Genomic DNA, 12708 nt, shown 5'->3' on the forward strand with positions numbered 1-12708 from the left:
AACCCCTCAGTCTTCTACCCGAAAGCCATTGGGCAAAATAAATGTTTCTTCCACTACGTCATTTACGATAGGCGTGCTGTCCAGTTCGGTAATAATTTTCAGCACCAGCACGCTGGCTAAGTCTTTCCGCCGCCAATCCACCGATACGGCGTCCTTCTCGCTATATTCCGCATCCGAGCCGGACAAGCGAAACAAAGGCACCGGATAATACTTGGAATCGCCCGACGAACCAATGGGCGGAATAAACTTTACATTATGTAAAAATACTTCAAAATTATCGTCCGTATCAGGCGTACCGCAGACAGGAGCGATTCCGTCCCAAGTGGGAACGGAGGAACTCTCCCGGCGGTAAATCGTTCCTTTGGAAAGAGCCCCGGTAGGCGTAGCCGTCGTGCCGCCGGTAACGAAACAATAAGTCACGTACGAGGGAGTAACCATACTGTTAATGGCATTGTTATTTAAATTAATGTTCTTGGCCAGCAACAACAACGGGGTTACCGCCCCTTCAGAGGAAGAATCTATCCGCCCGCGCACGTACATTACCCGGCTGGAAGCATGGATATCGTCGCGCAGCTGCCGCAAGGCAATAGACAAATTGTTGCGTAATAAAATTTTACTGCGCCCCACTCCGGATTCCCGCGAAGCGGCCGTCGTAAGCGCGGCCAACGCCACCCCGATAATTCCCACAATCATCACGGCCAGTAAAATTTCCGTCAGTGTAAACCCTTTTTTATTTTTCATAGCGTAAATCCGTTACACGTAATATAATACTTCACGCTTATCACTGAAGCATAGGGCGAAGCCCCCCAGCCCTCCACCATGCCATTTGCATTGTAGTTGGCAGAAAAAGGAACCGACATATTCACTTTTTCCGTACCGGTGGTATAGTAAAAACTGGAGGTATTTCTGTCACAAATCGGTGGCAGCATACAATTGATAAAATGCGTCCGCCCGATCGCCAAGGGGTTGTTGTCCCCTCCGCACAAGCCGTTTCTCAATTCCGAAGGAATTTCCGCATCGGAAGACAAATACAGCACCGGCGGATACATTTGCAATTGTTCATTGGCGCGCTCTACCGCCAAAATCATGGATTCCCGGATGTCCGGCGTCCCGGCTTTGCGCGAAACGGAAAGCAGCACGCCAAAAGTGCCTGCCGCGACCAGCGCCAAAAGGCCCAAGGCAATTAGCCCTTCCAGCACCGTTACACCCGTTTTTTTGCTCAAAATCTTTTTCATTTCCGTCCCCCTAATCCGCATTATCCTGAGGCTTCATGGTTTGGTTCACGAAAATATGATAGCTGCTGCTCGTATATTTTTTGCCGGCCCCGCTGGCACCGCGCACCACCACCAACGGCGTATTGGTGCCCACCGTTTCGGTAATCTGGCATTTGGTAGGCTGCGCCCCGCCGGAAATGGGGTTGCACGCACAAAATTCATAGGGTAACCCCGAAAAATCTTTAAACGACAAATACCCGCACGCAAATAACTGCGACAAGCTGGAGCGGGAAGAATTATTTGTGGTACTGTTTTGATAGGGGATTCCGTCCGAAGTGGGAGACACGCACGCAGACGGCGCCGCCATGACCACCGCATTTCCCGCCGTAGTAGAAGGGGTAAAGCACTCTTGCTTTACGCCTAACCCGCGGCTGACTTGATAATAAGAACGCATCGCTTCCGCCATTTTTTTGGCCGCCGCCTTGGCCTGCCCGTTTTTAACTTCGTACCGCACGGAACGAAAAACCGGAACCGCCATGGAGACCACCACTGCGATCACCAACAGCACAGCCAAAATTTCCATTAGCGTAAATCCCTTTTTCATATGTTAATTGGCTCCAACTATTTCTAATACGCTTCCCGAATTTTCAAAACAATACAAATATCCTTGTTTGGCTAAATAGCGGTTGGGCAATTTTTCACTTTTCCCCGACATACAAGCCAAATATGTAGACGAGGGACAAATAATCGAGTTTCCCCCGGTGCATATTTCAAAAGAAAAATACGGATCCTCCAGTAAATACGAAAAACTCTTTTCCAAATACCCGCAATTTACTAAATTGCTGATGTTTAACGTAGAATTAGAGGTGATGAGGGTGCACGCCGCCGGATCCATCCGATAGCGCTGCACGGCATTGGCTAAGGCTTCCGCCTGGGCTTTGGCCCCGGCCAAACGCGTTTCCGCGGCACTCTCGCGATAGGCAACCGTAGCAAATACCGCCAAAATGCCAATGATAGTAGCCGCAATCAACAGCTCTAAAAGCGTAAACCCCTTGTTATTTTTCTTCATATTATTCCCTTACTAAAGTATTGCACCGATTCAGACGGATGTCAAGCCAAAAGCTATTTAGAAATGCGCTGAATCGTGCCGTCTTTTAAATACACCGCCCCGTAATACTGGCCCTTTGTCGGTCGGGACTTGTATTTGGAATCATACATGCAAACTACCACATCTTTGTTTCCTTGACAGCAATTGCCAGAACTGGCCACATTTTCCGGACAAAAAGAAAAATAATACCCTTTATAGCTATTGCTTAAATCAAACGGAATGGGGGCCGCGTATTTCCGCGCAAACAAGGCGGTGGAAGCATTTGAACGGGTAATTTCGGCATCTTCATCCAAAGACGTCGTTTGCAGCGAGGAGGTTACGTTGCGCGTCGTCCATGGAAACTGAAAATCCACTTCGGCCTGTAAGGTTCTCACCCCATTTCCAAAATCAATCAGCACCCCTTGTGCCGCCAAATAGCGGTTGCGGTCTTGCGTCTTTTGGTATGCCGGCACGGCAAACGCCGCCACGGACACCGCAATCACCACCACAATCAGCACTTCCAACAGGGTAAAGCCCTTTTGTTTTTTCATGCGTAGACCTCCTGTTAGTTCCCGCCGATTTGGGAAAGTTTGAAAATAGGCAAGAAAATGGACGCCACAATGATACCAATCAGCACACCGACGCCGCAGATCAGGATTGGGTCAATGACGGCCGAGAAACGGGCAATAAACTGGTCTACGTTATCAGAATAGAATTTGGACAGCGTGGCAATAATGCTGGGCAGCTTACCGGATTCTTCCCCCATCAGCATCATTTCCGTCATCAGTCCGGGAAATACACCCGTATCGCGGAACGATTCGGAAATGGACTTTCCGGCCGCTACTTCCGCCCGCACATGCTTCAAGGCGTTTTGGATAATCACGTTTCCGTCAAACGATTCTTCCAATACCAAAATGGCGTTTAAAATGGTTACCCCGCTTTTAAGAAGGGTAGAGAGGGTGGAAAGCATCCGATCGTAATAAATGTTTTTTAAGAAGTTGCCAAAAATCGGCATCGACAGCAAAAACGAGTGCCAGCGCTTTTTGCCGTCGGTCGTCTTGATATAGAACCGAAACGCCACAATCAAAAAGACGGTCAAGACAATCAGCAAAATACCGTTATTAATCAGTAATCCCGATACATTTAATACGATGACGGTAATCATCGGCAAATCAATGTTAAAATCTTTAAAGATTTGCGCGAAAGTAGGTACAATGCCCAAAATGAAGTAAACCAACACGCCTACGGAAGCAATAGTCAAAATCGCCGGGTAGGTGATAGCCGTGATGATTTTGCTTTTCATTGATTCTTGGGTTTTGGTATAGAGGGCCACTTGCATCAAGGTATCGGCCAACTGCCCGCCCACTTCGCCAGCCTGCACCAGCGACAGCCAAATATGGCTGAAGGTCTTGGGATGATGGGAGAGCGCCGTATGCAACGACTGCCCGCCGGCAATATCTTTGGCGACCTGCGTCAGCACATAGCCCAGCGTAGGGTTAGAGGCATATTCTCCCAACAGCGAAACGGCACGCACCAACGGCACACCGCCGGCAATTAACGTGGAAAGCTGCTCGGCGAAGAACGCCAACACATGCCCCGGGACTTTTCCCCCTTTTTTGCGCGTCTTGGAACCGCCGCCTCCGCCAAACAAACCGCTCGTGCCTTCTTTTACTTCCAACACGAGGTAGCCTTTATTTTGCAAAGCCAAAATAACTTTTTCTCTATTATCCGCCGAAACGGAACCTTTTAGCGTTTTTCCGTTGGCATCTTTTACCGTATACGTATATTTTTGCATAAACCCTCTTTTTTACAATACGTTATTCGTCTGCCGTCGTAATGCTTAAAATTTCATCCACCGTCGTCAGCCCGCGGATGACTTTGTGCCACCCATTGGCACGCAAGTTCAGCGCCCCCGAACGCACGGCTGCGCGTTTGAGTTCCACCAAGTCCTGCGTTTTGTAAATAATCGTACGCATTTCTTCCGTCATGCGGTATACTTCATAAATAGCGCGGCGGCCCATAAAACCGGTGCCAAAGCACTTCGGACAACCTACCGATTTAAAAAACGTCCACGAATTTTGATCGCGCGGATTTAAATGCCCTTCCTGAATGATACGCGCCAGCATGGCCGAATCCGGGATATGGGGCACTTTGCAATAGGGGCACAAAATACGCACCAAACGCTGGGCAGCTACCAGCGCCAGCGAACTGGCCAACAGAAAAGGTTCCATACCCATATCAATCAAACGGGGAACGGCGCCTAACGCGTCGTTGGTGTGCAGGGTAGACAACACCAAGTGACCGGTCAAAGCGGCTTTCAGGCACGCCTCCGCAGTTTCATTATCGCGGACTTCCCCCACCAGAATCACATCCGGGTCTTGACGCAAGAACGAGCGCAGCCCCGCCGCAAACGTAAGCCCAATGGCCGGCTTTACCTGCACCTGGCTGATCCCGGCCAATTTGTATTCCACCGGGTCTTCCAACGTCATAAAGTTCAGTTCTGGCGTGCGGATGGTGGTCAGTACCGCGTTTAAGGTAGTAGATTTACCCGAACCGGTGGGCCCCGTCAAGAAAATAAGCCCGTGCGGCAAGTTGGCCGCTTCTAAGAAGGCCTTTTTTTGATCCGGCTCAAAACCCAGTTTGTCAATGTTCATTTCCCCCGTGCCTTTATCCAAAATACGAAGCACGAGTTTTTCCCCATACACGGCCGGGCACACAGACACACGGACTTCAATGGAGCGGTTCTGGTAGCGGATTGTAAAACTGCCGTCCTGCGGCAAGCGTTTTTCCGCAATATCCAATTTAGACAAAATTTTAATACGGGAAATAATCGCGTTTACGGATTCTTTGGCCGGTGGAGTTCTTTCATACAACGAACCGTCAATGCGGAAGCGCAAGCTCACGCGTTCATCAAACATTTCCAAATGAATATCGGACGTACGTTCCGAAATGGCCTGGCGCAAGATAGCGTTTACCTGCTTTACATATTGGGAAGAGTTGGGCGAAACTTTATCCAAATCCAATACGCCAGTCACTTCCACTTCTTCATCACTTTCGGCTGTGGCGGCGGAAACTTCTTCCGAAATGGGCTTGGCCGCTTCGTTCATCACTTCTTCCAACAAATTTTTGTTGGAGTAGAACGAATCAATCACCCGCAGCAGCTGGCTTTTGCTGGCGATAAAAGGCTGCACCTGTTTGCCGGACATCATTTTGATATTGTCCAGCAAAAACATATTGGTCGGATCCAGCAAAGCCACCGCCAATTCATCATCCTCTATAAACAGCGGGATAACCATATTTTCGCGGGCAAACTTTTCCGGGATAATTTCCTGCAAATTTTGTTCTCTTTCCGGCACCAAAATGCCGTTTTCTTTAGAAGCGTAGGGAACGGCAAAATGTTTAGAGAGCGCCACCGTTACTTCTTCTTCGGAAGCAAAACCGAACTTCACAATCGCTTCCGCCACGGATACATTGTTTTGCTTGGCATAAAGCTGCGCGCGTTTTATTTGCTCCGCGGTCAAAGTACCTTGCTCCATCAAAATTTCACTTAACTGTTTTGCCATTTCCTAATCCTCAATTAAACCCTGTGTTCGTTTTTTTACACACCTGCCCCCGTTTGTCGGGGGCAGGTGAACAAGACTGCTTGATTAATTTATTCCGCTAAGATGGTCGGCGTGATAAAGATTACCAAGTCCGTTGTGCTTTTGGATGTGGTCTTGCTGGTAAACAGCCAGCCCAATATCGGAATATCCCCCAAAAGCGGTACTTTGCGGGTTTGGTTGGTTTCGCGGGAAGTGAGCAGACCGCCGATTACCACCGTCTGTCCGTTTTTCACACGCACCAGCGTAGAAGCGGCACGGGTGGTGGTATCTTTAGAGAAGTCAAACCCGGAGCTTACCAAGTCCGAATACGAAGGCTGCACATACAGCGTGACGTAGCCTTCGCGGTTTACCTGCGGCGTAACCTGCAGCGTCAGACCGACTCTTTTTCTTTCCGCAGAAGTCGTCGTCATCCCTTCGCCCGATCCGCTGCCGGACTGGCTCATCGTCTGGCCGACGGTAGCATCGGTGGACGTCGTGATGGTAGCCGTTTTGTTGTTCAAGGTTACGACTTTCGGTTTACCCAAGTATTTTGCTTCCCCGCGGGTCAGCAAGCTCTTGAGCACAATGTTAAAGGCAGAGAAATCCAACAAACCGCCTTCATCCGTCTGATCAGACGAAGAGCTGGAGCTGCTGCTGGAACCGCCGCTTTCCGAAGAGTCGCTGTTCATTTGGTCTTTCGTGGGGAAAATAAAGTTCCAGCCTTTTACGCCGTTGCCTTTAATATAATCCAAATCCACCACGCGGCTGGGGGCCGTCATCGAAACCAAGGCACCGCTTTCGCCGCCGTATTCAAAGCCCAAGCTCAACCCGCTGGTTTTGCTGACTTCCACAATTTGGGCTTCAATCAAGATCTGCGGCGGTTTGATGTCCAATTCCGCCAAGATGTTTTCCACCTGCGGGAATACTTCCGCCACGTCGGTAATAATCAGTTTGTTCGTGCGGGGATCTACCGCAATTTTACCAACAGGAGAGAGCATGCTTTTTACAATAGCGGTAATTTCGGCGCCGCCGCTATACGAATCCGTCGTGCCGGAGGTGCCGGTACCGCCTACACCAATGCCCGTATCCGTGCTGGAGCTGGAATAGCTGGAACCGCCCGTAGACACATCCTGCGGCATAATGCTGCTTAATTCGCTTTGGGCAGAGCCGATGCCTTGCAACGAAATATAGCTCAGCGTGTAGATTTTGGTAATCGTATCCGGAGCGTCGCTGGAGCGTTTGGTTACCACATAGCTGTCGCTTTTGCCGATGCGCTGATACGTCAAACCGTGTACGCGAAGAAGCGTATCCAGTGCCTCCCTCACCGTTACACGGGTCAGCGAAGCCGTAACTTTTTTATTGGCGAATTCTTCGCTCATAATAAAGTTAATCTTAGCTTGCGTGGTAATGCTGTTTAAAAACGCCGATATCGGTACGTTGGAAACACGAATGGAGACTTTTCTGTCCAAAGGAGAAAAAACCTCCGTTTCCTTATACAGATCGGATTCTCCCGACAGCTTTACCGTCGTATCCTCCGTCAAAGCGATGGTATCATCACTGGGAAGGGTCTGCCGGGCCTGTTGGGCCGAAACCGTACCCGTTAATCCCAAGGAAAATACACACGCCAGCACAACTGCTAAACGATTAGTCATCTATCCTCCTGTTGAGTATTCCTAAATGAGTTTTTAAAGCGGCAACTGCACTTTTCTTACAAATTTGTGTCCTTTATACGAAAACACCACTTCTTCCGGACGCACTTCCACGATACGGGCCCCATAAATGCTTTTCCCAATCGTGTAAATCTTATCTCCAATGAAAACTTCTTCCCCGATGATCCCCGTTACACGGATCTTATTGCGTACCTCGCGGGTGGGGTCTTTAATGCGGGCCAATTCTAACTGACGCAAGCGCTCTGCTTCTTCGCGGCGGCGGCGTTCTTCGGCCAGTTTGCGTTGGCGTTCCGCCTCCAAGGCGGCCAAGCGCTGTTGTTCACGATATTGCAGCAACAAAAAATCATCCGGAGACAGCGTAGGATCCCGGTGATTTTTGGGATTATAAACCACTTTCGGGGCGGCCGGTGTTTCCACCACTTCCGTCACTTCTTCCCGCGGAGCCACAAAAGATTCCCCTTCCGGCGCGTTCGCGGCAACCGGCAATACTTCACCCGGCTGGGCCGCGGGTGCAACAGGTTCTTGCGCCGCCGGAGCCGTTACCGTTTCCACCGAAACGTCCGCCTGAGCGGCCAGCGTCTCTTTTACGCCGGGAGCGGTTTTTCCCGTCAGCCGGGAAGCTTCCGCCGGGGAAACCCCGGCATTCTGTTCAACCGCCGGCTGTGCCTGCAAAATACCGCACGTTCCAAACAGGCACAAGGTAAACAAATAGATTACTTTCCGGTTCATTTATTTACCTCCTTGTTTTCGGCCTGCTGTTTGGCGGCTTTTGCGGCGGCCTCTCTTTCTTTCATAATTTTATCATAATCCTTAAATAAGGATTTTGCAATTTTTTCTTTCGGGAAAATCGTGTTGAACTTCATAGAAATTTTATTCATTCCCAATTTATCCGCTTCTTTCATTTTTTCCAATGAAAACTCGGATATTTTTACGAAGTCCTTTGAGTTTTCCACCTGCGCCAAAAAGTTGGCAAACTGGTCAAACCCCATTTCGGCATTGACCCGCAACGAAGTGGCCGTATAAGAAGCATTGGACGTATCTTCCGCCTGCCCCCCTTCCATTTGAGGGGTTACATTAGCTTCTTTAAACAGGCCCAGCGTCAGGCTTAAGAGCCATTCGTTTTTAGCAGAAATATCCGGAAACTGCGGTTCCAAATCCAAAAGTTTCTTTTTATTGCTTTGGTATTCCCGCTCGCTGGTTTGCTGCACGCGGATGGCATCCATCTGCCCTTCGTAATTGGAAATTTTTTCCGCAAATTTTCCATTTAAAAACCGAAAAGCCAGAAAGATAAGCAGCACGGCGATAAACTGTTTTAAAAACAGTTTAAAATTGCCCTCTTGGGAGACCGTTTGGATATCCTGAAAACCCTTTTTTAAATTTTCAACAATTTTATTTGTTTTCAAATTAACAGGCATATTAACGTCCTCCCTCTTTGCCGCAGGTAAACACGAAACTGGTTTCCTGGCCCGTAGTCTCCCGTCCGCCGGCAGACGCGGCCGACGTTCCGGCGCCGGCCACATTTACGTAGCGAATGGTAGCCGTCTTGCCGCAAATTTGTTGAAAAATCGGCTGCTGCACAAGCGCGTCTTTAAATTGGTTGCCCAACGCCAAATCGGCCCGGCCGTCTTTTCCTGTTTTAATGACGCCCTCCATATCAATCTTGCGGGAAGAAGCTCCCTTAGACGGGAAAGAATCCGTATAACTTAACTTCGTAATCCACATTTCCTGCGGAATGGTATTAACAATTTCTTCCAATACAGGTACCAGGACGCTGTCGCCGGACAATAAGGTCGAAAGGTTGCCGTTTTGGCTTTTCATTTTGCTCAAGTTCGATTGAATCTGATTGGCCGTAAGCCCTTCAAAATCTGCAATCGTTTGTCTGTTGGAGGCTTTGGTGCGGGCCAGTTCGCTGGCTTTGCTCTGCACGCCCAGCCATCCTTTGCCGATGAGCAACAGGAAAATGACAATAATCACCGCCGCAATCTTCCAAGCGGTTAAGCTGGCATTAAATTCATAATCGCTCAGGCGCGTTCCCTTGGTAAAATCCAAGTCCGGCGTTTTGTGATCATAAAATTTAATGCTCGCGCCAATGGCCGCAATTTCCCCGGCGGAGTTTGTCTCAATCCCGTATACTTCGCGCAAGTCCCATTTGCGCACCGGCTTTTTGGAATCGGCCTCCAACGCGGGAATCCATTGCTCCGTATCGTGCCCCATGATCACCGCTTCTTCAAACGGATCTTTTTCCAGCTGCTTGGCGATAAATTCGGTGCAGTTGGTAATTTCAAAGCGGCGGCGTTCTGCCGGCAGGGAGCCGTAAATTTCCACTTCACGCAATAAAACAGGCGCATTCTCGTTTAAAAACACGAAACTGGCCATATCTTTTCCGAAGAAAGAATAAATTCTTCCTCCGGGGCCAATGGCTTCTTTGTCGCTGTCGTTAAAAGCGCGCCCCATAGACAAGCTGGATGGTTCCACCGATACCAATTCCAACCCGGCCGCTTTGAGGCCTTTTTGCAAACGCTCAATAATCAGTTTTGTCGTCATGGCAAACACAACGCCCAAGCGTTTTTGTTTGGTTGCGGCCGTTTCAAATTCGTACACGTGGTAAGCGTATTCGGCTTTTTCAAACGGGAAATGAATATATTTGCGCGCTTGAAGCGGAATGGAACTTTTCCACATTTTGCGTTCAATGGCGGCCGGAATCACGAAATGGCGCAGCAAACAAAACGCAGGAGCCAAGCTGACCACAACTTTATTGGTTTTCCATTTCTTTTTGGAAGTTACTTTTCCCAGTGCTTCCAACCAATTGTCCATGGAAAAAAACGCTTCATTCAAATCCAGCGGTTTAAGCAAAGTTTTATCTACAGAATTAATCGGCACGCGCACCAACGATTCCAAAACGGTTCCGCTGTCCTTTTTGGAACTTTGCGCAATATACATTTCATCAATGCCAATATAGATGCCCAGACAATCCGGATGGGCGTTCATGTTCTTGCCGATTAAAGTTTCAGAAAAGCTCATAAGTACCTCGGACTAATTGCCGTATTGTTCATACGGCATATCATAGGGATTATTCACAGGCAGTTCCGCCGGGGCAGAGGAGCCGGTGGCCGTGCTCTGCGGGGCGGCGTAGGGCTGTTGAGAATCCGCCATGGGGGCATACGCCGGGTTGGCGGCGGCAGTGCCCGTGCTGTAAGTTAGCGTGTCGGGAATATCCGAGGAAGCGGGCGCCAGCGTATCCGGCATGGCGTACGGATCCGTTTCCGAAGCGGCAGCTTCCGCGGCCGGGGCCGCTTGCTGCACGGCTTTCATCGTGCGGCCCGGTTTGACCCACAGGCGCGAAGCTTTGTAGTTGCATTTCGGGCACAGCTCATCGGCGGCCGCCGTTTGGCAGGAAGCCGTATTGCAAGTGGTGGACGAAGAAGAAGTTACTTTCTGCTCCGAGCATTTTACAATCACGCGGCGGCGCAAGGTTTGTTTTTGGCCTTTTAAATCCGTGGCGGTTAACACCAACGTATATTTACCGCACGGCAGTTCCGGCCCGATAATGCCTTTTCTGCCGTTCCACAAAATCTGATGATAGACGGGCGTAAAGCCTTCCAGCTGGCGCACGACGTAATACTTTCCGTCCCGCCCATGCTGGACGACCTGCAGCACCCAATTGTCCACCGGGTTGACCGTTTCCAAGACGGAGAAATCAATCGCATACGCTTCCCCTAACGCACGGTCAATGGCATGGCACTGCGGCACAATGGCCATGCTCAAAAGCGGCGCTTTTTGGTTATTTTCATTCTTTTCCAAGCGGGTAGGCAGTTTGGCGGCATAGTCAAACACGATGGCAAGGCCGTTTAAATTGGCAAACCGGGCAGGCGGTTCCTGATCCACCAACCCCATATTATAATGGAGTTTTCCTTGCGAAATACCGCGGTTTACAAAATAGGAATTCAGCGCCATCGCCTGGCGGATGCCGGAAAGCGTCACGTCATCCGTATACGACCCGGGGGGCAGAATCACGTACGCGGCCCCTTGGGTAAGCGCCATTAAATCGTAGATGTTATCCAGCAAGGCCAAGCCTTCGGGGCGGAATTTGTTGCCTTGGAAAATCACGTCCGCCTCCATGTCCAACGCATCGGGCATGCCGTCGCGGAAATAAAGGTTTACGCCTTTGGCGGCGGTAATTTTATCCGCAGCGGCGGCGGACATGCTTTCTATTTTTTGGCGGGTATAGATTTCGCGCGCTTCCAAAGCTTCCGGAGAAGTCAAATCGGCAAAGGTGGAAGAGGCCGTTTCTTCCGCCGGAACAGATTCTGCCGGAGCGGTTTCCGTGACGGGCGCAGGCTGTGTGGTGGTAGAGCTGAGAACTTGTTCCTGACGGGGAGCGGGCTGCTGTACGGGCGCCGGTTCATTTTCTTCGGCGGCGTTCAGCACGGCATCCGTCTGGCTGTCAATTGCTTCCTGGTCGGCCTGATCCGTAGCGGAAAGCCCCAACGAGCCGGCCGTTGCATTGACGGTAGCGGCCTCTAAAGCGGCTTCATTTACGTCGGCCGCTTGGGCCAAAGCTTCTTGGCGGGCCTGGTCGGCACGCTGTTGGGCGGCCATCCGGTTGGCTTCAATGCGTTCGGTCAAGGCTTGCTGTTGGGCATTCACTTCGGCCAGCGCGTTATCTTTGGCGGCTTGCGCCTGTGCGGCGGCTTGGGCTTTGGCGGCTTCGGCTTGGGCCGCGGCTTGCGCGGCGGCGGCCTGCGCCTGCTCTTGGGCGGCGCGCACGGAAGCATCCGTCACGTCTTCCAAGCTTTTTACTTCGCCTTCTTTAAAATTGATGTCCACCTCTACCGGGGTTTGAATGCCCCCCATGCGGTTATGGATCAATTCCACATATTTATTGGCTTCGGCCACTTGGTCTTTGTCGCCGGAGACCATAACGTCAATAAAATAATCCATGGCTTCGCTGTCTTTATTTTGTTCATAAAGATCAATGCCTCTGGCCAGCTGTTTGGCCGCCGAAGCCGCAAAAACATCGCTTCCGCTCGTCAGAGCGAAGCAAAAGAATGCAACAATCAGATAATTCCAGAATTTATTTATTTTTATCATTCGGTCATCCTGTCCCTTGCGAAACATCGTCTATACCCTGCAACACACAGATAATAGAATTATAG

General features: G+C 50.2%; 12 protein-coding genes. All 12 read right to left on the reverse strand.

All coding sequences use genetic code 11. From position 1 onward, the window contains the following. Window positions 1–6: 6 nt before the first annotated feature. Entirely contained in the window at window positions 7–741 is a 735-nt protein-coding gene (locus B5F75_RS03755) for a PulJ/GspJ family protein (RefSeq protein ID WP_087288091.1), read from the reverse strand. Then, window positions 738–1235: a hypothetical protein gene (locus tag B5F75_RS03760; protein WP_087288093.1), complete on the reverse strand. Its 498-nt coding sequence runs from the start codon at window positions 1233–1235 to the stop codon at window positions 738–740. The genes B5F75_RS03755 and B5F75_RS03760 overlap by 4 nt, the downstream gene beginning before the upstream one ends. Window positions 1236–1245: 10 nt before the next feature. Next, window positions 1246–1818: a prepilin-type N-terminal cleavage/methylation domain-containing protein gene (locus tag B5F75_RS03765; protein WP_087288095.1), complete on the reverse strand. Its 573-nt coding sequence runs from the start codon at window positions 1816–1818 to the stop codon at window positions 1246–1248. 3 nt (window positions 1819–1821) lie between these two features. Beyond that, window positions 1822–2283 (reverse strand): type IV pilin protein, encoded by a 462-nt coding sequence (locus B5F75_RS03770; protein WP_087288097.1) that lies wholly within the window; start codon window positions 2281–2283, stop codon window positions 1822–1824. 53 nt (window positions 2284–2336) lie between these two features. Beyond that, the gene (locus tag B5F75_RS07685; protein WP_087288099.1) at window positions 2337–2852 is read right to left on the reverse strand and encodes a prepilin-type N-terminal cleavage/methylation domain-containing protein; all 516 of its coding nucleotides are present in this window, start codon (window positions 2850–2852) and stop codon (window positions 2337–2339) included. Between the two features lie 14 nt (window positions 2853–2866). Next, a complete protein-coding gene (locus B5F75_RS03780; protein WP_087288101.1) occupies window positions 2867–4096 on the reverse strand; it encodes a type II secretion system F family protein in 1230 nt (409 codons plus the stop codon). Window positions 4097–4118: 22 nt separating this feature from the next. Next, window positions 4119–5864: a GspE/PulE family protein gene (locus B5F75_RS03785; protein WP_087288103.1), complete on the reverse strand. Its 1746-nt coding sequence runs from the start codon at window positions 5862–5864 to the stop codon at window positions 4119–4121. 89 nt (window positions 5865–5953) lie between these two features. Then, window positions 5954–7534 carry a secretin and TonB N-terminal domain-containing protein gene (locus B5F75_RS03790; protein ID WP_087288105.1) on the reverse strand — a complete coding sequence of 527 codons (1581 nt, stop codon included), beginning with the start codon at window positions 7532–7534 and terminating at the stop codon, window positions 5954–5956. Between the two features lie 33 nt (window positions 7535–7567). Next, window positions 7568–8281, reverse strand: coding sequence for a hypothetical protein (locus B5F75_RS03795; protein ID WP_087288107.1), 714 nt, complete (start codon window positions 8279–8281; stop codon window positions 7568–7570). Next, entirely contained in the window at window positions 8278–8967 is a 690-nt protein-coding gene (locus tag B5F75_RS03800) for a hypothetical protein (protein ID WP_087288109.1), read from the reverse strand. The genes B5F75_RS03795 and B5F75_RS03800 overlap by 4 nt, the downstream gene beginning before the upstream one ends. A gap of 1 nt (window position 8968) precedes the next feature. Beyond that, entirely contained in the window at window positions 8969–10573 is a 1605-nt protein-coding gene (locus tag B5F75_RS03805; RefSeq protein ID WP_087288111.1) for a type IV pilus biogenesis protein PilM, read from the reverse strand. 12 nt (window positions 10574–10585) lie between these two features. Continuing rightward, the gene (locus tag B5F75_RS03810) at window positions 10586–12643 is read right to left on the reverse strand and encodes a RodZ family helix-turn-helix domain-containing protein (RefSeq protein WP_087288113.1); all 2058 of its coding nucleotides are present in this window, start codon (window positions 12641–12643) and stop codon (window positions 10586–10588) included. Between the last annotated feature and the right edge of the window lie 65 nt (window positions 12644–12708).

The organism is Elusimicrobium sp. An273 (assembly GCF_002159705.1).
Lineage (GTDB): Bacteria > Elusimicrobiota > Elusimicrobia > Elusimicrobiales > Elusimicrobiaceae > Avelusimicrobium > Avelusimicrobium gallicola.